At 59.1% G+C, this 18,193-nt stretch carries 24 protein-coding genes and 1 riboswitch; of the genes, 5 read left to right on the top strand and 19 right to left on the bottom strand.

Going from position 1 to position 18,193, the window contains the following annotated elements:
• On the top strand, positions 1-1,179 hold the full coding sequence (locus ABC336_RS28655; RefSeq protein WP_413241909.1) for a nucleoside recognition domain-containing protein: 1,179 nt from the start codon (positions 1-3) through the stop codon (positions 1,177-1,179).
• On the opposite strand, the gene coaD is transcribed toward ABC336_RS28655, so the two are convergent.
• The 3 genes from coaD to ABC336_RS28640 form a co-directional block, all read right to left on the bottom strand.
• On the bottom strand, positions 1,158-1,682 hold the full coding sequence (coaD, locus tag ABC336_RS28650) for a pantetheine-phosphate adenylyltransferase (protein WP_413241908.1): 525 nt from the start codon (positions 1,680-1,682) through the stop codon (positions 1,158-1,160). The genes ABC336_RS28655 and coaD overlap by 22 nt on opposite strands.
• Positions 1,660-2,265, bottom strand: a complete 606-nt coding sequence (rsmD, locus tag ABC336_RS28645; protein WP_413241907.1) for a 16S rRNA (guanine(966)-N(2))-methyltransferase RsmD — start codon at positions 2,263-2,265, stop codon at positions 1,660-1,662. The genes coaD and rsmD overlap by 23 nt, the downstream gene beginning before the upstream one ends.
• Positions 2,266-2,621: 356 nt before the next feature.
• Entirely contained in the window at positions 2,622-3,224 is a 603-nt protein-coding gene (locus tag ABC336_RS28640; protein WP_413241906.1) for a YitT family protein, read from the bottom strand.
• 76 nt (positions 3,225-3,300) lie between these two features.
• Here ABC336_RS28640 and ABC336_RS28635 point away from each other — a divergent pair, with 76 nt between their 5' ends.
• Complete coding sequence (locus tag ABC336_RS28635) at positions 3,301-3,615, top strand: hypothetical protein (RefSeq protein ID WP_413241905.1); 315 nt, start codon at positions 3,301-3,303, stop codon at positions 3,613-3,615.
• 57 nt (positions 3,616-3,672) lie between these two features.
• Positions 3,673-3,867 (top strand): hypothetical protein, encoded by a 195-nt coding sequence (locus ABC336_RS28630; protein ID WP_413241904.1) that lies wholly within the window; start codon positions 3,673-3,675, stop codon positions 3,865-3,867.
• Positions 3,868-3,919: 52 nt separating this feature from the next.
• On the opposite strand, the gene ABC336_RS28625 is transcribed toward ABC336_RS28630, so the two are convergent.
• The 8 genes from ABC336_RS28625 to ABC336_RS28590 all read right to left on the bottom strand — a co-directional run bounded on the left by ABC336_RS28625 (position 3,920) and on the right by ABC336_RS28590 (position 9,979).
• Complete coding sequence (locus ABC336_RS28625; RefSeq protein WP_413241903.1) at positions 3,920-4,042, bottom strand: YjcZ family sporulation protein; 123 nt, start codon at positions 4,040-4,042, stop codon at positions 3,920-3,922.
• 82 nt (positions 4,043-4,124) lie between these two features.
• Positions 4,125-4,931 (bottom strand): TatD family hydrolase, encoded by an 807-nt coding sequence (locus ABC336_RS28620; RefSeq protein ID WP_413241902.1) that lies wholly within the window; start codon positions 4,929-4,931, stop codon positions 4,125-4,127.
• Positions 4,918-5,721, bottom strand: a complete 804-nt coding sequence (locus ABC336_RS28615) for an ABC transporter ATP-binding protein (protein WP_413241901.1) — start codon at positions 5,719-5,721, stop codon at positions 4,918-4,920. The genes ABC336_RS28620 and ABC336_RS28615 overlap by 14 nt, the downstream gene beginning before the upstream one ends.
• Positions 5,722-5,725: 4 nt before the next feature.
• Complete coding sequence (locus ABC336_RS28610) at positions 5,726-6,490, bottom strand: ABC transporter permease (RefSeq protein ID WP_413241900.1); 765 nt, start codon at positions 6,488-6,490, stop codon at positions 5,726-5,728.
• Positions 6,480-6,782 carry a thiamine-binding protein gene (locus ABC336_RS28605; protein WP_413241899.1) on the bottom strand — a complete coding sequence of 101 codons (303 nt, stop codon included), beginning with the start codon at positions 6,780-6,782 and terminating at the stop codon, positions 6,480-6,482. The genes ABC336_RS28610 and ABC336_RS28605 overlap by 11 nt, the downstream gene beginning before the upstream one ends.
• A 38-nt stretch (positions 6,783-6,820) precedes the next feature.
• The gene (locus ABC336_RS28600) at positions 6,821-7,837 is read right to left on the bottom strand and encodes an ABC transporter substrate-binding protein (protein WP_413241898.1); all 1,017 of its coding nucleotides are present in this window, start codon (positions 7,835-7,837) and stop codon (positions 6,821-6,823) included.
• A 160-nt stretch (positions 7,838-7,997) separates the two neighbouring features.
• Positions 7,998-8,109, bottom strand: a riboswitch (TPP riboswitch).
• Between the two features lie 50 nt (positions 8,110-8,159).
• Entirely contained in the window at positions 8,160-8,588 is a 429-nt protein-coding gene (locus ABC336_RS28595) for a YhjD family protein (RefSeq protein ID WP_413241897.1), read from the bottom strand.
• Positions 8,589-8,686: 98 nt separating this feature from the next.
• Positions 8,687-9,979 carry a DUF2515 family protein gene (locus tag ABC336_RS28590; protein ID WP_413241896.1) on the bottom strand — a complete coding sequence of 431 codons (1,293 nt, stop codon included), beginning with the start codon at positions 9,977-9,979 and terminating at the stop codon, positions 8,687-8,689.
• Positions 9,980-10,143: 164 nt separating this feature from the next.
• On the opposite strand from ABC336_RS28590, the gene ABC336_RS28585 reads away from it, so the two are divergent.
• Entirely contained in the window at positions 10,144-10,812 is a 669-nt protein-coding gene (locus tag ABC336_RS28585; RefSeq protein WP_413241895.1) for an SOS response-associated peptidase, read from the top strand.
• Positions 10,813-10,890: 78 nt separating this feature from the next.
• Here ABC336_RS28585 and ABC336_RS28580 read toward each other — a convergent pair whose 3' ends face one another.
• From ABC336_RS28580 to ABC336_RS28560, 5 genes are all read right to left on the bottom strand, one after another.
• Positions 10,891-11,178 carry a stage VI sporulation protein F gene (locus ABC336_RS28580; protein WP_413241894.1) on the bottom strand — a complete coding sequence of 96 codons (288 nt, stop codon included), beginning with the start codon at positions 11,176-11,178 and terminating at the stop codon, positions 10,891-10,893.
• Positions 11,179-11,275: 97 nt separating this feature from the next.
• Positions 11,276-13,324 carry an ATP-dependent DNA helicase RecG gene (gene recG, locus ABC336_RS28575; RefSeq protein WP_413241893.1) on the bottom strand — a complete coding sequence of 683 codons (2,049 nt, stop codon included), beginning with the start codon at positions 13,322-13,324 and terminating at the stop codon, positions 11,276-11,278.
• Positions 13,325-13,332: 8 nt separating this feature from the next.
• Positions 13,333-14,184: a DegV family protein gene (locus ABC336_RS28570; RefSeq protein ID WP_413241892.1), complete on the bottom strand. Its 852-nt coding sequence runs from the start codon at positions 14,182-14,184 to the stop codon at positions 13,333-13,335.
• A 42-nt stretch (positions 14,185-14,226) separates the two neighbouring features.
• A complete protein-coding gene (locus ABC336_RS28565; RefSeq protein ID WP_413242632.1) occupies positions 14,227-16,002 on the bottom strand; it encodes a DAK2 domain-containing protein in 1,776 nt (591 codons plus the stop codon).
• A gap of 52 nt (positions 16,003-16,054) precedes the next feature.
• A complete protein-coding gene (locus ABC336_RS28560; protein ID WP_413241891.1) occupies positions 16,055-16,411 on the bottom strand; it encodes an Asp23/Gls24 family envelope stress response protein in 357 nt (118 codons plus the stop codon).
• A gap of 254 nt (positions 16,412-16,665) precedes the next feature.
• Between ABC336_RS28560 and rpmB the strand changes: the two genes are divergently transcribed.
• On the top strand, positions 16,666-16,854 hold the full coding sequence (gene rpmB, locus ABC336_RS28555) for a 50S ribosomal protein L28 (RefSeq protein WP_413241890.1): 189 nt from the start codon (positions 16,666-16,668) through the stop codon (positions 16,852-16,854).
• A gap of 171 nt (positions 16,855-17,025) precedes the next feature.
• Here the strand turns inward: rpmB and spoVM are convergent, their stop codons facing one another.
• From spoVM to rpe, 3 genes are all read right to left on the bottom strand, one after another.
• Positions 17,026-17,106 (bottom strand): stage V sporulation protein SpoVM, encoded by an 81-nt coding sequence (gene spoVM / locus ABC336_RS28550; RefSeq protein WP_020615356.1) that lies wholly within the window; start codon positions 17,104-17,106, stop codon positions 17,026-17,028.
• 151 nt (positions 17,107-17,257) lie between these two features.
• A complete protein-coding gene (locus tag ABC336_RS28545) occupies positions 17,258-17,536 on the bottom strand; it encodes a hypothetical protein (RefSeq protein ID WP_413241889.1) in 279 nt (92 codons plus the stop codon).
• Positions 17,533-18,192 (bottom strand): ribulose-phosphate 3-epimerase, encoded by a 660-nt coding sequence (rpe, locus tag ABC336_RS28540; RefSeq protein WP_413241888.1) that lies wholly within the window; start codon positions 18,190-18,192, stop codon positions 17,533-17,535. The genes ABC336_RS28545 and rpe overlap by 4 nt, the downstream gene beginning before the upstream one ends.
• Position 18,193 lies beyond the last annotated feature (1 nt).

Genomic DNA, 18,193 nt, shown 5'->3' with positions numbered 1-18,193 from the left:
ATGCTGCGCACCATCCTACTCGCCGTCTCATCGCTGGCTCTCGTCGCGGTCGTCGTCAGCATGCCCGAGACTACCCTGCAAGCGGCTCTGCAAGGCATCGCGCTCTGGTGGGGCATCGTCTTCCCGGGACTGCTGCCTTTCTTCGTACTGGCGGAGATGCTGCGCGCCTTCGGCGTCCTCCACGCGCTCAGCGTCCTGCTCGATCCGCCGATGCGGCGTCTGCTCGGCATGCCGGGCGGCGCCGCCTGGGCCATCGCCATCGGCTGGACGGCAGGTTATACAGCTGGCGCAGAAGCAACCGCCGCCCTCAGAGCAGAGGAACAGGTCACCCGCAGGCAGGGTCAATGGCTGCTGGCGGTGTCCCATATGCCGAGTCCGATGCTGATCCTTATCGTCATCGGTGCCGGCTTTCTCCATCAGCCCGGCTTTGCGCTGCTCGTGGCTGCCGCCGTCTGGTCATCGGCCATCTGCGGCGTGCTCCTGCTCCGTCTGGCCGCAGGTCCGTCCGTCCTGCAGCCGCCGGCAGGCAGTCATCCGCGAACAGGACTGCTTGGCACAGCCGTAGAAGCGATGATGGAGGGCCATCGCCGCGATGGCCGGAGTCTGGGCCAGGTGCTTGGAGACGCCGTCACCGGAAGCATCCAGAAGCTCATGACGATCGGCGGCCTGATCATTCTAGGCTCGCTCGCCTCGCAGCTGCTGCAGATCGCCCTGCCCGATGCTTTGGCGCCGCTGGCATTCTCGGGCTGGTTCGACAGTCATCTCGGCACCTACGCCCTTAGCGCAGTCATGGACCGTTATTCGCCCTCCCTCATCCTCGCCGCAATCGCCGCAACCTTATGCTGGGGCGGTTGGAGCAGTCTGCTGCAAGCCCGGAGCGCTATTGTCGGCACCGATCTGCGGTTCGCGCCTTTCCTGCTGGCAAGGATCGGACATGCAGCGCTGGCATTCGCTGCCGCACTTGTCCTATGGCAGCCCTACAGCCGCTGGACGAGCACCTCTGCCTGGGCATACAGCTCCGGTGCAGGCCATCGTCCGGTCGGCGAGCTCCGATTGGCGGACTTGCCGGGGTTATGGTCCTATATACCGGGGTTCATGCTCGCTTGGGCCGCGCTCTGGCTGGTCATTCTGATGTTGACCGGGCTGTACTGGAGCATTCAGCGCCGGTCCGCTGCCTGAGCCCGCTCCCGGAACCGGTCGCGCAGCGCCTGTTCGACATGCGGCGGCACCAGCTCCCGGACCTCTCCTTCGAACTGGGCGATCTCCTTGACGATACTGGAGCTGAGGTACGAGTATTTGGGATTGGTCGTCATGAAGATCGTCTCGATTCCTTCGTCAAGGTGACGGTTGGTCGAAGCCAGCTGCAGCTCGTATTCGAAATCGGTGACGGAGCGAATCCCCCTTACGATGACCCCGGCGTCGCGTGATCGCATGTACCGGACCAGCAGATCGCGGAAACTGTCCACTTCGACGTTGTCCAGATCGTCAGTCGCCTGCCGCAGCAGCTCTTTGCGCTCCTCCACAGTGAACAGCGGGTTTTTGCTCGTATTGTTAAGCACTGCGACGATCAGCTTGTCGAATTGTTTGGCGGCGCGATGAATAATGTCGAGGTGGCCGAGCGTGACCGGATCAAAGCTTCCGGGGTATACGGCAACCCGTTCAATCTTGGCTTGGGGCTTCATCTGTTGTTCCTCCTGTAGGCTTCTTCTCGCCCTGCACATAATCATAGATCGTTACAGCTATGTCGCCGTAGAGCGCCTGCCGGCGCTGCCGGAACTGCGCAAAAGTCTCACGGTATATGTGACGCGCATCATGCTCGACAACAATGACCGCCTCTGGCGCCAATAACCCCCGGACAGCCATCTCCATCATCAGCTGATCCGCTTCTCTCATCTTATATGGAGGGTCCAGAAAGACCAACTCGAACGTCTGCCCTCGTTTCTCCAGCAGCTTGAGCGCCCGGCCGGCTTCGTTTTTGTAGATTTCGGCGCGGCCGGCCATTCCTGCAGCCTCCACATTGCGGCGGACGACCTCGATACTCTGGCGCTCCAGGTCAATGAAGACAGCGCGCGTCATGCCGCGGCTCAGCGCCTCGATGCCCAGACCGCCCGTGCCCGCAAACAGGTCCAGTGCCTGTCCTCCCTTAAAGAAAGGACCGATCATGCTGAAGATCGCTTCCTTCACTTTGTCCGTCGTTGGTCGGGTGCCCGAGCCCGGGACCGCTTTCAGCGGCCGCCCTTTGGCTTCGCCTGCGATTACTCTCACGTTGCAGCCGCTCCTTTCCTTAGTTCCAAGCTTCGCTTGTCTGAATTGCTCTAGCTATCGTACCATAATTTGCACCCTTTGCAAGCCTGTCAGCAACTCCTCGACGACGCTGGAGAAGCTCTATTATTTTATTTTTGGCAGCTATGTATAGTTTGTGCCGCTCCTGGCTATCCTTACAATATCGGTGTCGTGAGATGCCGTAAGTAAACCGCGGAGCAAGCTTACGTTTCCCCATAAGCTCTTCGTCCGGTTTCTCCTCTCCCATTGAAAGAGGCCCTCGAAAGGGGGCCTCGATTTTTTTTGCGCGGATTGCCATTTGTTTCAATTCCTGCCCAAACGGGTATTAAACCAGTAAACTATGCAACTCCTGTTCGTTTGGACAGCTTCCAGGTGCAGAGACTCGTCGCGATCCCGCCGCATGTAATCGTGATCAATGAAAGCAAGAACGTATCGCCCCGCAGCAGCAAACCGCCGACGCTGACGACAAATCCGTCGATCATGGCGATCAGGACACCGACATTAAGGCCGGTGCGCCTGGCCACCATATGGGCGAGCAGATCTGTCCCCCCGGTGCTGGCCTTGAAGCGGAGCATAATGCCCAGGCCTGTACCGATCAGCAGACCGCCGACCGCCGACCGGACAAGCGGCGTCCATTCGACGTAGTAGAGGAACACATATTGGTACGGCTCCAACAGATCGATAATATAGCTGGAGAAGACGATGCCGACCATGCTGTTGTAGATCATGGAGCGGCTGTAGAACCAAGCGGCTATAAAAATAGGAATACTGCATACGATAATAATAAGCCCGATTTTAATCCGAAACAGATAGTTGACGATTAATGCTATCCCGATTACGCCTCCGTCCAGTACCTGCAGCGGCACCAGAAACAAATTGATTCCCGCCGCAATCAACAGGCTGCCAATGACGATGGCCATCATTTTTTTGAGGAGTAACAACGCCAATCAGCCCCTTGAACCAGCATGTCTGATTATATGCTTGTACCCCAAAATTTACGACAGGAGAGTGAGCAAGATGAATGTTTCCTTCGTTAAAGTGTTTGACAAGTATGAATTGGCCGTCATCGAGCACAATAACAGCAGTTTTGAAGTACGGGTGCTGCTCCGCAACCTGCCGGTGAGCTTTCCCATCTGCAATGCGGACCAGTCTGACGATGCCTATGAAAAAGCCAATCGCTTCCTGGATATGTATGAAGCCGCCAAACAGTACAATTTCCAGGCGGGCAGCAGCGGCATGATCAATGACGAAGGACATACGGTCAGCTATGATGATCTGTTCGTCACGCCTCCGGAGCAGCTTTCTTCCGTATTTGAAGGAAAATTGCAATAACTGTGCAACCCGGCGGCTCTTCCGTCCGTATTAAGGAGTTGGAATGGAGGTGTCCGCATGAAACTGAATTTGAATCCGATTGCCATTTCGCTGTTCTCGACGATCCTTATGATCGTCGGCTTCATCCTGCATCTGACCGAAACCGGCAGCTTGGGCATCCCGTTATTGATCATCGGCTTGTTCCTGAGCGTGGTCAGCGTCGTCGTCCGCTGGAATCAGTCCAGAGGCAACGGACAGAACAGTCCCGAATAGCTGTTGGAGAAAAACCCGCGCTTCGGCAGAAGCGCGGGTTTTCTTATCGGCACTACAGCAAGAACGTGCGCGAGATGATGACGAGCAGGATGAACAGAACCAGGATCGCACCTGTGTTCGTAAATGCTCCGCCCACGCCGCCTGGACCGCAACCGGCACCGGCAACATAACCCATCTGTACGACCACCTTTCAGTAGGAATAACCTATCTTATGATGGTAAGTACCCATCGGATTGGACGAATGCCCTACTAAGCGGTTAAATGCCGTAAAAGCTCCGGGTATTGGCCCGGATTCGATAGGCGGCGGTTGCCGCATCGATACGTTTGATCCTCGCGATATGCCCGGTGACATCGGCTGTCATCGCCGGAGTCGTGGTCACCCCCTCATAGGGTCCTTCGAACGGCCATGGACCGTCCGTCTCGGCCATCATCAGCTCCAGCGGATACTTCGCCACCAGCGCTTGGATCTCAGGCTCATAAGCCACATCCGGCGTCACGGAGATGTAATAGCCCGACGCGATCATCCGGCTGACTACCGCGGCCGGCCCCTTGAACCAATGGAAATGAGCTGTCTGGACGCCGTGCGTCTCCAACAGATCGCATACCGTTGCCGCATCGTCATAGACGGCATGGAGGGCAATCGGACGCTGCAGCTCCGCAGCCAGGACGACAAAGGATTCCAGCAGTCGGATATATGGCCCCATCGCCAATCTCACGCCCGCCGCCAACGCACTGCTGCGCCTGTAGTAGGGGAGACCGACCTCTCCGATAGCGAACTGCTCCCCCGCAGCTGCGCGTTCCCGGATCCAGGCCAGCAGCGCCGCCAGAGCGTCATCGTCCGGGGCGGCTTGCTCCGGATGGTAGCCATAAGCCGGCAGGATGCGGCCCGGATGCCGGAGTGCCAGCTCCCGGTTGATCTTGCAGGAGGCAAGGTCCATCGAGACCGCGATGACCGCCTCTACGCCCGCTGCCCAGGCTTGCTCCAGCATCGCCGTCCGCGCCGCAGCCGGATACAGGTCAAGATGCAGATGAGCATCGGCCATCTTGAAGCTATGTTCTACCATCAGCCAGCCTCTCCCCCGTTCCGTGATCGTTCTCTTTGCTGCTGAGAAGCTCGTACAGCTCCTGCTTCCAAGCGTTGAACCGCGGGTCCGTCCACAGCTCGCTCGATCTCGGCCGCGCAAATGGCACTGGCAGCTCCCGGATGACTGTAGCCGGCGAAGCAGACATGACTAGGATCCGGTCCGAGAGCAGCAGCGCCTCTTCGATACTATGGGTCACCATCAGCACCGATCGCCGATTGGTCTCCCAGATGGAGAGCAGCCACTGCTGCATCTGCAGTCGCGTCAGCGCATCCAGCGCCCCGAACGGCTCGTCGAGACACATCAGATCCCGGGGCGCCAACAGCGCCCTCAAGAAGGAAACCCGCTGCTGCATACCGCCAGAGAGTGTATGCGGATAGCTGTCGCCGTAGCCCTCCAGCCCGATCTTGGGCAGCCAGTCGGCACTCTGGCGGCGCGCCTCATCCGCCGCTACGCCGGCTATAGACAATGCGAGGACGATATTGTCCGTCACCGTCCGCCACGGCAGGAGCGCAGCTTGCTGCGGCATGTAGGCGATATGTCCCCGCTGACCCGCCACATCTTGTCCGCTGATTCGAATCGTGCCACGATCCGGTAGCTCGAGTCCTCCGATCAGCTGGAACAATGTCGTCTTGCCGCTGCCCGAAGGACCGATGAGCGAGACGAACTCTCCTTCACCGACCGTGACGTCGATGCCGCCAAGCACATCCAGCTGCTGCTTGCCTTTGCGAAACGATTTGGTCACGCGATCTACTTCCAGTACAGGTTCCATCCGACTATCTCCCCTCCTGCCGCGGCTGCCAGCGCGTCCACCAGCGCTCGGCGGCGACGATGATCCCGAACACCGCCAGACTGAGCAGGACGATGACGGCTACACCGGCGAACACCCGGGTCACCAGGAAACCGCTGTAAGACAGCTTGATGAAATAACCGATGCCGCTGCTTGCACCGAGCCACTCCGCCACGATGACTCCCGTGATGCTGTAGGCGGCTGCAATCTTGAGTCCCGAGAACAGATACGGGACGGCGCCCGGCACCTCCAGGTCGCGGAAGATCCGCCATTTGCCGGCACCGATCATCGCCAGATAATCCGCCAGCCTCGGGTCGCGCTGGCCCAGTCCGCTCAGCATGGCGACGGCGATCGGGAAGAAGCAGACGAGGATGATCAGCACCAGCTTGGGAAGCAGCCCCAGACCGAGCCAGATCATCAGCAGCGGATACAGGACGATCGTCGGGATATTCTGCGAGAGCACCAGCAGCGGATATAGACCGGCCCGCGCGCCCGGCACCAGATGCAGCAAAGCAGCGACTAGGATGCCCGTCGCTGCGCCAGCGGCAAAGCCCAGGAGAGCCAGCCTTGTGGTGGCCCATGTGTGGTCCAGCAGCCGCGGCCAGATCGCTGCGGCTTCGCGGATGATCTCGACCGGCCCCGGCAGCTTCCAGGCCTCCAGTTCGAATATCCATACCGCTCCCTGCCACACGACAAGCAGCAGGAACAGGACTGCAACCGGCGGACCCGCGAGACGCAGCCTATCGCCCACCGGGATAGTTCTCCAGGAGGCGATCCATCGACGCACCTTCCTGCGGATTATGATACAGCTTGATCTGCGAGATGACGGATGGACAGCCCAGCTCGGTCATCGCCTCATTCATGAGCCGGACGAGATCCAGCAGCTCGCCGAGCTCCCCTTCGATGGTCGTCTCCAGCGGAGCTACCCGGTAAGGCAGCCCCGAAGCCTTGATGACATCGATCGCCCGGTCGACATAGCTGTAGACCGCCTCCCCTTCCGGGGTGCGGGGCAGGATCTGGATACTTAGCAGTGTATTGGCCATTTTTTCTCTACACTTCCTTCCTACTATTGATCACGCACTTATTCCGGCAAAAACGCGTTGGTGTAGGCCTGTTCGGTATCGATGCGCCCTTCCAGCACGCCATGATCAGCCATCCACTCCATATAGTTCAGCCAGACCTCGGACTTCTGTTCGCCCCAACGCGCCGCATCGTCTTGATAGCGCGGGCTGAGCCAGGTCTGACTGGCGCGGACGAGCTCCTCGTTCAGATCGGGCTCGGCCGCGATCAGCAGCTCCGCCGCTGCTTCCGGCTGCTCGATCGCGTAGCGGTAGCCCTCGGCAGTAGCCGCCATGAACGAGCGGACGAGCTCGGGACGCTCTTCGATCATGCGCTCGCTTGTCGCCAGTACAGGCGTATAATAATCCAGGGCATCGCTGTAATCCTTCACATAGAGCATATCGATGGCTTCACCGCGCAGCTCGGCTTCCACGCCGGTCCAGGCATAATAGATCCACGCAAAATCGATATCCTGAGCTGTGGCGGTGAAGAAATCGGCGCTGCTGTTCACGAATTCTACCTGGCTGACATCGGCGCCGGCTTCCTGCATCAGTGAGGTGATCACCGCCTCTTCGACCGGATTGCCCCAGCCGCCGTAGCGCCTGCCTTCAAAATCGGCGGGGGACTGGATCTGTTTATCCACTGGCGCCGCAAAACCCGACGTATTGTGCTGAATGACTGCCGCAATGGAGACGATCGGCACCTCCTGGACCCTGGCCTGCGTGATCGCTTCCTGATAGCTGACGCCGAACTCGGCGCCGCCGCTGGCGATCAACTGGTCTGCGCCTGTCTCCGGCGGCGAGATGATCTCTACTTCCAAGCCATGCTGCTCATAAAATCCCATATCGCGGGCCACGTAAAGGCCGGTGTGGTTCGTATTCGGCGTCCAGTCCAACACCACTCTTATCTTGGTCGTCTCCTCGCCCGCACCCGCGCCGGCATTGTTGCCCTCCTGTGCCTCGTTGCCGCCGCAGCCGGCGACGCACAGTGCCGCTGCCAGCACCGTCACTCCCCATCGTTTACTGCTCCTCTTCCACATCTCTCTCTTCCCCTCTCTTCTTGCTCCAACCGCTCTCCTGCCGGCAGCCGCCGGATCAGACGGGACAACCGGACAACAACAAAAAAACGCCCCCTGCCCGAGGACGCCAGTGGCGTGCATGCCGTCACAGCACCTCTGTTCCGCACACATGCGGAAACGGCGATGGCGGCACCATCCTTCCTACGCTGGCATTATCCAGATCAGGTCAAGGGTCGGTATCTGCTTGCAGGATACCCTCTCAGCCGGCTTCACCAGCTCCCCGGAATACTATGCGGTTGTGAACTGACTCCATTATACCAGAGCCTGGACCAGAACACACCCACTAATCCGATGTCCCCTGCCCCGGCCGCCCGGGCGGATCGAAGATCTCCCGGATATAACGGCCGATCCGGCTGCTGATCTCCCGACGGGCGAGGTCGCGCATCAGCCCGAAGCGGTCCTCGTATCCGCGGCAGACAAACCGGTAATACAGCACGCCGTCGATCTGCTCATCCTCGAACACTTTGATCCGACGCTGCCGCAGCTCCTTCCGGGTGCTGGCTAGATCAGTATGAATCCGGTTCATGAGCACTTGCGAGGCTGCAACATAGACGCGCCGGATCGCATAGCCGGAATGCTCGACCTCTCTGGCGTTGCGATCAACGATGGTGAGCAGCATCGGCAGCAGGACCGAATCACGGATCAGCTGGAGCTCTTCCATGGAAGGCGAGACAGAGCGGACCGGACTTTCTTCTTGCAGCTTAGGCTTCATAAGTAAGCATCTCCTGTACAGGAATGTATGTTCTTATTATATACCGAATACACGTTCCCTATGCAAGAACAATTTGTACCAGCCTCTGGCCCTAACTACTAGTCCGCTTTGGACGCAGGGACCACCGTCTGCTTGGCCAGGACCGCCAGCTCCAGCTTGTCCAGGGCAAAGCCGTATTCATTGGCAATGGCAAATGATCGCGGCAGCGGCAAGCCCGCCATGTAGCCGGATATCGCATCTATGTCTGCGTCATCCAGCCAATCCCCCGGCTCCGCTTCGGCAGCTGTCCGGTCGGGCCACGCGTCTGCGAGACGGGGGCTGTACAAGGGCGGGGCAGCCCTCAGCAAGTGCCGCCCTCGCAGCCGCTCGACATATTGGCCCGGGTGCTGCCCCATGCTCGTGGTGGCGGTGAACAGCTGCGGAGCGTAATCGGCTCGCGAGCCCGTATGCGGCTGACCGGAGACAAAGGCGCAGACACCCTGATGGATCTCGGGTATGCGGAAGAGCAGCGCGTACAGCCTCTTGCCGAAGGCGATCCGCTCCCGGATATCCTCGAAGTCCTCCAGGATAAGCCCCGCCATGGCAGCCGGTCCGCCATATGGAAACATGACCTGATTGAATTGCAAGACGGCCTGCAGGGCGAAATAAAAGCGCTCCAGCACATGCTCCCGATAGAAAGGATGGCGGACGACCCGCGACTCGATGAACTGCTGTTCATTGATGATGAGCGCTGTCGTCAGCAATGCCGGCTCCGGGCGGCGGTAGAAGCCTGCCCAGACCGGCTCCATGAAGCGCGACACGCCAAGCTCGGGCAACAGCCGCGACAGGTCCCTGCCTGCAGCCAGCCCCGCTTCGTAGAGCAGCAGCTGCGGATACGCGTCGCCGAAGATCAGATAGTTGGCACGCTCCAGCATCAGGAAGGTCTGCAGGCACTGCTCGGGAGTCAGCAGACGCGGCAGCAGCTCGCCCTGCAGGTCGGTCATGTTCCAGCCTCCGTTGCGGGAGACCATGTGAGCCAGCAGCGACCAGTGCACTTCGGGATGGCGCCGATAAAACGCCAGATAAGCTGCGGTACGTGTAACATTATTACGGTTGGCCCGGGCCGTACGCTGGCGGATATCAGCCAGCAGGGACGAATGGGCGGACGGGTCCGCCCCCACGCCCCCGTCCGCCAGGCGCACGCGCTGCCAATCCGCCGCCAGCCTGCGCACCGTCTGGCGATCTGGCGATGGCAGCGGCAGTGCAGATCGCCGCAGTCTCGCCGAGCGGCGCCAACCGTCCCATTTGCCGCTGCAATAGCGGTACAGGTCGACGGGCCAGCCGGCGATCCTGCTCCCCCAGGAGCGGGGATGATACTGCCCGCGGCTTCGGTGTCGATATGCTCCCGACATGGATCGGCCCCTCCTTTCGCGCTCATGGTTATAACACCATTATTCGCCTTCAGCCGATCTGTCATCCCCCGATTGATCCCAGCAGATGAACGGTCTATACTGGATACAACACAGGCGGCCAAGCGATACGGCCGCCCACAAGTGCAGAAGGGAGCGTGCTGCTCATGTGCGGCCGTTATTCGATCACGATCTCGCTGGACGAACTCTTGCTGTTCTATCACATCGCCGACTCGCGGATTCCTCAATACCGTCCGCGTTACAATATCTCTCCCGGCCAGCCGATCCCGGCGATCATCCATGACGGCGAGCGCAACAGGCTCGGCGAGCTCTCCTGGGGACTCACGCCTGCCCGGATGAATCAGCATCCGGGCAAACCGCTCATCAACGCCCGTTCAGAGACTGTGCATGAGAAGCCGGCCTTCAGGGAGCTGCTGCGCGGCAGGCGATGCCTCATCCCGGCAGACGGCTTCTACGAGTGGCAGGTGCTGGCAGACGGCTCCAAGCAGCCGATGCGCATCGTCCGCAAGGACCGGCTCCCGTTTGCCATGGCCGCCCTGTACGACATCCGGCTTAACCCGGATGGCAAGCGTGAGAGCAGCTGTGTCATCCTCACAACCGCCGCCAACGACTTGATGTCGCCGATTCACCACCGCATGCCAGTCATCCTGGAGGCGCAGGCTGCCGAGCGCTGGCTGAACAGAGGGACAAGCGATCCCCGCGAGCTGCAGCCGCTGCTGCGGCCGTGTCCGGACGACTGGCTGGAGGCCTACCCTGTTGATCGGCGCGTGGGCCGGACACAGCTGGATGACCCTTCCTGCATCATGCCCCTCTAGCCGGCGCTGACATGCCGAAGAGCCAGCCGGGGCTGCCGGCTGGCTCGGATGCCGGCTGTATCACCGGCGGCGAGATGGTTAACGGAACATGGCCCAGAGCTTAAGCAGATGCAGGGTGTTGTTCGGGTCAATCTTCTGGGCCAACACAAACGCCACAATCTGTTCTTCCTGCGTCTCCGTTAACGACTCGTTCAAAGTCTTGGCTACGGACTTGACCAGCTTCCGTACCTTCAGACGGTCCCGCAGATCCGCCTTGGTCACCTGGGTCAGCTGCAGCTTGACCTTTTCCTTCAGGACAGGATTTTTCATCTTGAGCTTGACGCGCTCGACCAGCTCCGGGCGAATGCCGTACTTTTGATAACTCAAACCGCCACACCTCCATGAGTGCCTCGGGGGCATATCACTTCAAGTATATGCGCCCCGCCTGCCGATGTTGCGGCATTATCGCACGGCCTGTCCGGCACTAGTCCAGCTGCTCGCTCTCAAAGACCTGCTCGCGCTGCAGCCGCTCCCGCAGCCTGGCGTATTGCGGTGCTTCCCAGAACTGCGGGTCCCCCACCAGCTCCGAAGCGTCGTCACGCGCCGTCTCCAGCACACCGTAGTCGCTCACCATATCCGCGAGACGGAATTCCGGCAGCCCGCTCTGCTTCGTTCCGAAGAAATCGCCCGGTCCCCGCAGATCGAGATCGCGGCGGGCAACCTCGAAGCCGTCGTCCGTCTCCGTCATGACCTTCATCCGCTCCTGTCCGCTCTCCGATTTGGGATCAGCGACCAGCACACAATACGACTGATGATCACTGCGGCCAACCCGGCCCCGGAGCTGATGAAGCTGGGAGAGTCCGAACCGCTCGGCGTCCATGATAATCATCAGCGTGGCATTGGGAACATCGACACCGACCTCGATGACTGTCGTCGAGACAAGCACATGCGTGCGTCCTTCGCTGTATTCCTTCATCGTCTGTTCCTTCTCAGCCGCCGTCATCCGGCCGTGGAGGAGACCGACGGTGAGATCGGGAAATGCCTGCTGCATCTGGATGTGCAGATCGATGGCATTCTGCACATCCAGCTTGTCCGACTCTTCGATGAGCGGGCAGATGATATAGGCCTGCCGCCCTGCAGCGACCTCCCGCCGGATGAAGCCGAGGATCCGGTCCATCATCCCGTGCTTGACCCAATAGGTCTTGATCGGTTTGCGTCCCTGCGGCCGCTCCCGGATCGTCGAGATATCCATGTCGCCGAATGCTGTAATCGCCAGCGTGCGGGGGATTGGCGTCGCGGTCATCGTCAGCACGTCAGGACGCATCCCTTTGCGGCGCAGTACGGTGCGCTGATTGACCCCGAAACGGTGCTGCTCATCGATGACGACCAGCCCCAGCGCCCGGAAGTCCACACCGTCCTGGATCAGCGCATGCGTGCCGACGACGATATCGATGACCCCCATCTGCAGCCCCGCCAGCACGTCGCGCCGCCTGCGCTCCTTCATGCCGCCGGTCAGTTGGTCCACTTGCAGGCCGAAGGGCTCGAACAGCCGCTGCAGCGAGCGCGTATGCTGCTCGGCCAGAATCTCCGTGGGCACCATCAGCGCGCCTTGATGCCCCGCCTTCACTGCACCGTAGAGCGCGATGGCAGCGACGACTGTCTTGCCCGAGCCGACGTCGCCCTGGAGCAGCCGGTTCATGCTGAAGGGCTGTCGCATATCGTGGATAATCTCGTTGATCACCTTCTTCTGCGCAGCCGTCAGCTCGAACGGCAGGCTCTGCGCCAGCTCCAGCACCGTCCCATTGTCGATCACATGGGCTACCCCGTCCTGACGCTCCCGGTTCACCGAGCGAAAAGCATGCAGCTTCAGCTGGAATAAAAAGAGCTCCTCATAGACCAGCCGTGCGCGGGCTGCCCGGCCTTCTGTGCTGTCTTCCGGATGATGGATGCGCATAATCGCCTCGCGGCGCGGCATCAGACGGTGACGATCCAGGAGCAGCGCAGGCAGCACCTCTTCGATCATGCTGCCGAATTGGACCAGCGCCTGGGCAATCGTCTTGCGCATCCATTTCTGCGTAATCGAGCCGCCAACCGAGTAGACCGGCTGCAGCGTACCCGAACGTCCCGATTCCTTATCGGCAAACTCCGAATCCGTTACCGTCAGGTGCATGCGGCCCTGATCCCATTTGCCGGTGACGATGAGCTCGCGGCCGCTCGTCAGCTGATCCTTCAGGAACTGACGGTTGAACCATACGCAAGTGACCAACCAGCTCTCCACAGTGATCTTGCAGGTCAGCCTGGATTTGTTGCGGCCATAACGGTTCAGCACTGGCATCCCGGACACCGTACCCTGGATGGTGATCCGCTCGCCATGCTTCACCTCCGAGAGGTTGCGTATCCGATAATCCTCATAACGGAAAGGATAATACTCCAACAAATCCATGGCAGAGTGAATGCCAAAGGCGTGAAGCTCTTGTTCCTTCTGAGCGCTCACGCCTTTGATCTGTCTAAGCGGGATAAGTTCGGTTGCCATGCTGACACTCACACCCTAAACATAAATATCGCTGCGGTTCCCGGACCGACATGGGTGCCGATGACCGAACCAATGGTCGTGAAATCCACGTGCCGAACATTAAAATTGGCTTTCACCAGTTCGCTGAGCTCTGTGGCCGGCGCCTGATGCTTGGAATACGCCATCATAGCCCCCACCGGCTCGTCCTGGAAATCCTGCTTCAGCAGATCGATGATGCGCTGCATCGCTTTGCGCTGACCGCGCACCTTGTCCACCGGCGCAACGATGCCATCCTTGTCCACGGTCAGGATCGGCTTGATATTCAAGATCGAACCGATCAGCGCCGACGCCTTGCCGATCCGTCCGCCCTTCTGCAGATACTCCAGCGAGTCTACCAGAAAGTAGAGACGCATATTGTCGCGCAGCCACTCCATCCTCTCGAGGATCTCTTCCTTGCTCTTGCCCTCTCGGGCCATCCGTGCCGCCTCCACCACCCGCATGCCAAAGCCGAAGCTCGCCGATTTGGAATCGATCACCGTAATATCCGTTTCTTCCTCGATCAGTGATTCGGCCAAAACCGCAGACTGATAGGTACCGCTCATCTCCGAAGAGATATGAAAGGAAAGAATCTGCGCCCCTGGCGTTTCTTCGAGAATGCTCTTGTATACTTCCATAAAGTCATTGGGTGAAGGCTGCGAGGTCGTCGGCAGCTGTGAAGCCGACTCCAGCTTCGTATAGAACTCCTCGGGCTGAATCGTCTGGCTGTCGAGATAGACCTCCTGGCCAAAGTGAACCTTCAGCGGAACCAGGACGATGCCCAGCTCTTCGCGCAGCTGCTGTGGAATATCCGATGTGCTGTCTGTGACAATCCGGATGGTCATATGGATGTGATCCGCCTCCTCTTCATGGTATCCCTGCACCCTCTACTCCACTGCAAATAAATACGGATACAGGGGCTGCCCGCCGCTGTGGATCTCCAGCTCTACATCGGGATGAGCCGCATGAATCCACGCCGAAAGTTCTTCTGTAACATGTTCCTGCGCCTGCTCCCCTGTCAAGACGGTAACCAGCTCGCCGCCCTCGCCAATCATAAGATCCAGCAGCGCCTGACAAGTATGGAGCAGACTAGCATCGGTGGATACGATCTGTTTCTCGCGAATCCCGATATAGTGGCCTTCCCGGATCTGCAGGCCGTCGATCACCGAGTCTCTCACCGCATGAGTAACCTGACCGGACTGCACCTGCTCCACCGCCGCCTGCATGGAGGCAGCGTTGCGCTCCGGCGACTCCTGATCCTTGAAGGCCAGCAATGCCGCCAACCCCTGGGGAATCGTCTTGGTCGGGATAACAGTCACCTGGCGGTCGCTCAGCTCGGCTGCTTGCTGGGCAGTCAGAATGATATTGCCATTGTTCGGGAGCAAGAAGATATGCCCGGCCGTCAATCCCGCCATCGCCTGCACGAAGTCCTCCGTGCTCGGGTTCATCGTCTGGCCGCCGCTCAACACGACGTCGACATTGTTGTTCAAGAAAATGTCGGAGATGCCTTGGCCGATCGCGACAGCAATGATGCCGTAAGGCGCCATCTCGTGCACCTCGGCCGGCGGCTCGCTCACAGCCGGGACGCCGCTCAGCAGCTCCGGCAGCGCGTCTGCCAGGTGCTGCTCGTCCGCCGATATGGGTGTCAGCGGCGCCGTATGCGGCGCTTCTCGTTCGTCGAACACTGTCCCGTCATGGATAAGCTCCCGATGCTGATCCCGCATGTTCAAGATGTGGATATCCGACAGCTCGCCATAGGGCAGCGACAGATTGAGCACATCCCCAGGCTTGCGCGAATGGACATGCACCTTGATGATCTCCTCGTCGGCGATGACGACGATCGAGTCGCCATCCTTGGCAAGCGCCTGCTTAAAGGCTGTCTCATCGAAGCGCCGGGCGCCGCCGCCGCCGAGCTGTCGATTGATGAAAAACTCCATATCGTACAAGAATTCGATATCTTTGGTCTCCAGCCTGGACTGTGCCGAAGACGGCGGCGCCACTGCAGCTGAACCGCCAAATGCCGGCCGTGCCGCCGCTGCGGGCGCAAAGCCAGCCTTCGGCACCAAATCAGGCTCTGCCAGCGCTGAGTCCTCCAGCGCCGCCAGGAAGCCCTCATAGATATAGACGAGCCCTTGCCCGCCGGAATCGACGACGCCGACCTGCTTGAGGACAGGCAGCAGATCGGGGGTCCGCTCAAGCGCTTCTTGCGCCTTTGCATGCACTTCACGCATCAGCTCCGCAATATCGCGGACGCGTCTGGCTTGCTTGGTCGCATGCTTGGCAGCTTCTTTGGCTACGGTCAAGATCGTTCCCTCTACAGGCTTGACCACCGCTTTATAGGCCAGGTTGACGCCATGCTGCAAGGCCTCGGCGAACTGCATGCTGTTCATTTGATCCAGTGACGCCGAGCCGCGCGCGAAGCCGCGGAACAACTGGGAGAGGATCACTCCCGAATTGCCGCGCGCGCCCAAGAGCAGACCCTTGGACAGCACCTCGGAAGCCTTCGCAAGCGATTCCGAAGGCTTGGACAGCAGCTCCTGGCGGCCGGCCGTCATCGTCAGATTCATATTGGTTCCGGTATCGCCGTCAGGCACCGGAAAAACATTGAGGGCATTCACATGCTCTGCGTGCAGCTGCAGGCAGTCGGCACCCCGGTTGATCATCTTTGCAAAATCGTTTCCGTCTATTAAGCGCTTACTCAACGGAGTCCCCTCCCTAACGAGATACGCGTACGCCCTGGACAAAAATATGGACAAAATCGACATGGACGCCTACCACATCATTGAGCACATATTTGACTTTCGACTGGATATTATGCGCGACCTCCGATATTTTTGTACCGTAGCTTACGATGATGTACAAGTCAATGTGCAACAAATCATTTTCCTGGCGAACCTCCACGCCGCGCGACAGGTTCTCCCGCCCGAGCAATTCGGCAATGCCGTCCTTGAGCTGCTTGCGAGAGGCCATGCCCACCAGGCCATAACATTCCATAGCCGCTGATCCGGCTATTAGCGAGACGACCTCACCTGTAATATAGACGCTGCCAAGTTCGGTCTTGAGCTGAGGCATGGAACCCACTCCCTTTGCTTATGTATCGCGGACTATCTCATTGTACTATAAAAAAAACTCATATTGAAGCCTTTACACGCCTTCTTCTCCACTTTCCTAATTATTGCTCAATTTTTCTCCGCCTATCCTATAGGTAACCAGCCCGGCTCCATTTGAAGCGGCGATTCGAAGGAATAAAAGCCGGGGTAGATTTACACGCCTGAATATGGTATCCTATTTTAGTGTTTGTTTTTTCGTTGAAGGAGGTGTATCCGATGTCCCGCAAATGCGTAATTACCGGCAGAAGCCCTGGCTCCGGCAACCACAAGTCGCATGCCAACAACAAAAACCGCCGCACTTGGGGCGTTAACGTTCAGAAGGTCCGCATTCTCGTTGACGGCAAACCAAAACGTGTGTACGTCAGCGCCCGCGCACTGAAGTCCGGCAAACTGACTCGCGTCTAGTATGGAATTTCAAAAAGCACCTGAGCCTTGTTCAGGTGCTTTTAGCTGTGCTTGCGGCGACTTCGCCGCCTGCCTTGCTCCACGGGTCTCATCTGATATCGCTCGAAGTGCACCCCGCTTTCACTTTTGGGGAATCCTTGCTCTGATCCTTCGACAGCGGGCGGGCCGGGATCAGCTTTTTTGGAAGGTGTTCAGGATTGCTTTTACGAATCCACCCAAAAACTTTGGTAATCTGATCGTATAAAATTTCATGCTCCATCCCTCCTCAGCCTCGCTTGTCGAATCCCAACATCAAAAAAAATGGCTACACAAGAAAAGCGATTCTCATGTAACCATCCTATGCGTAGCTAAGTCGTCCTATGCCAAAGACGGGCGCAGACGGTAAAAACGCCCAACCGGCTGGTTATCCGGCTTCGGGCAGTACCAGCTTCCCTTGTGCATATAGGACCATCGTGATAATGATCGTAATCAAAAAGTAGAAAAAGATCGACAGCGCGATAAACCAAATACGCGAACCGATTGTCTCAAAATCACGGAAGAACCGGATGCCCAGAAATAATGCGCCAAGCGAAAACGCAAAACGGAACAACCCTTCGATCAGAGCGAACAGGGCGAGCAGAAGTCCGCAGACAAAAGCATAGGCGGTGATCATGAAGGCATGCTTGAATCCCCCTCCATTCATCGCATGCCCTCCGGGCGAAGCGCAGCGATGGCAGCTGCTCTGTCCTGCTCGCTGAATACCGCGTTGCCTGCGACCAGGACATCGGCTCCGGCAGCCCTCACCAGCCCCGCCGTCTCGCTGTTGATGCCGCCGTCTACCTGGACCAGCGTGTCCGCTTTGCCGATCTCTTGCAGCTGCTGTCTGAGCTGGCGCAGCTTGACCAGCGAGCTCGGGATAAAGGCCTGGCCGCCGAAGCCCGGATTGACCGTCATGATCAGCACCAGATCAACATCCGGAAGGATGTACTCGATCGCCTGGAGCGGTGTCGCAGGATTGAGGGCGACACCGGCCGGCAGCCCGAGATCCTTGATCATATGGATCACCCGATGCAGATGCACACAAGCTTCTGCGTGTACCGTGATGCGGTCGGCGCCGGCTTTGGCGAACGCCTCGATCAATCGTTCGGGCTGCTCGATCATCAGATGCACGTCGAAGGGCAGGCGGGTGTGCGGACGTACCGCCTGGACCACCGGCGGGCCGAACGTCAGATTCGGCACGAAGTGCCCGTCCATAATATCGATATGTATCCAGTCAGCGCCGCCGCGATCCACATCCGCGATATCTTCCGCTAATCTGGCAAAATCCGCCGACAGGATCGAAGGTGCAATAAGGGACATG

The organism is Paenibacillus jepli, assembly GCF_047238105.1.
GTDB lineage: Bacteria > Bacillota > Bacilli > Paenibacillales > Paenibacillaceae > Paenibacillus_D.
Note: the sequence above shows the minus strand (reverse complement) of the source record. Positions and strands in the feature narration are given on the sequence as shown.

Coding starts and splice junctions, on each gene's coding strand:
- rpe (WP_413241888.1), bottom strand. CDS start 18,192: ATGTCCCTTATTGCACCTTCGATCCTGTCGGCGGATTTTGCCAGATTA.
- ABC336_RS28635 (WP_413241905.1), top strand. CDS start 3,301: ATGAATGTTTCCTTCGTTAAAGTGTTTGACAAGTATGAATTGGCCGTC.
- ABC336_RS28565 (WP_413242632.1), bottom strand. CDS start 16,002: ATGATCAACCGGGGTGCCGACTGCCTGCAGCTGCACGCAGAGCATGTG.
- ABC336_RS28585 (WP_413241895.1), top strand. CDS start 10,144: ATGTGCGGCCGTTATTCGATCACGATCTCGCTGGACGAACTCTTGCTG.
- recG (WP_413241893.1), bottom strand. CDS start 13,324: ATGGCAACCGAACTTATCCCGCTTAGACAGATCAAAGGCGTGAGCGCT.
- ABC336_RS28590 (WP_413241896.1), bottom strand. CDS start 9,979: ATGTCGGGAGCATATCGACACCGAAGCCGCGGGCAGTATCATCCCCGC.
- ABC336_RS28625 (WP_413241903.1), bottom strand. CDS start 4,042: ATGGGTTATGTTGCCGGTGCCGGTTGCGGTCCAGGCGGCGTGGGCGGA.
- ABC336_RS28570 (WP_413241892.1), bottom strand. CDS start 14,184: ATGACCATCCGGATTGTCACAGACAGCACATCGGATATTCCACAGCAG.
- ABC336_RS28620 (WP_413241902.1), bottom strand. CDS start 4,931: ATGGTAGAACATAGCTTCAAGATGGCCGATGCTCATCTGCATCTTGAC.
- ABC336_RS28600 (WP_413241898.1), bottom strand. CDS start 7,837: ATGTGGAAGAGGAGCAGTAAACGATGGGGAGTGACGGTGCTGGCAGCG.
- ABC336_RS28595 (WP_413241897.1), bottom strand. CDS start 8,588: ATGAAGCCTAAGCTGCAAGAAGAAAGTCCGGTCCGCTCTGTCTCGCCT.
- ABC336_RS28605 (WP_413241899.1), bottom strand. CDS start 6,782: ATGGCCAATACACTGCTAAGTATCCAGATCCTGCCCCGCACCCCGGAA.
- rpmB (WP_413241890.1), top strand. CDS start 16,666: ATGTCCCGCAAATGCGTAATTACCGGCAGAAGCCCTGGCTCCGGCAAC.
- ABC336_RS28630 (WP_413241904.1), top strand. CDS start 3,673: ATGAAACTGAATTTGAATCCGATTGCCATTTCGCTGTTCTCGACGATC.
- ABC336_RS28545 (WP_413241889.1), bottom strand. CDS start 17,536: ATGAATGGAGGGGGATTCAAGCATGCCTTCATGATCACCGCCTATGCT.
- coaD (WP_413241908.1), bottom strand. CDS start 1,682: ATGAAGCCCCAAGCCAAGATTGAACGGGTTGCCGTATACCCCGGAAGC.
- ABC336_RS28615 (WP_413241901.1), bottom strand. CDS start 5,721: ATGGAACCTGTACTGGAAGTAGATCGCGTGACCAAATCGTTTCGCAAA.
- ABC336_RS28560 (WP_413241891.1), bottom strand. CDS start 16,411: ATGCCTCAGCTCAAGACCGAACTTGGCAGCGTCTATATTACAGGTGAG.
- spoVM (WP_020615356.1), bottom strand. CDS start 17,106: ATGAAATTTTATACGATCAGATTACCAAAGTTTTTGGGTGGATTCGTA.
- ABC336_RS28655 (WP_413241909.1), top strand. CDS start 1: ATGCTGCGCACCATCCTACTCGCCGTCTCATCGCTGGCTCTCGTCGCG.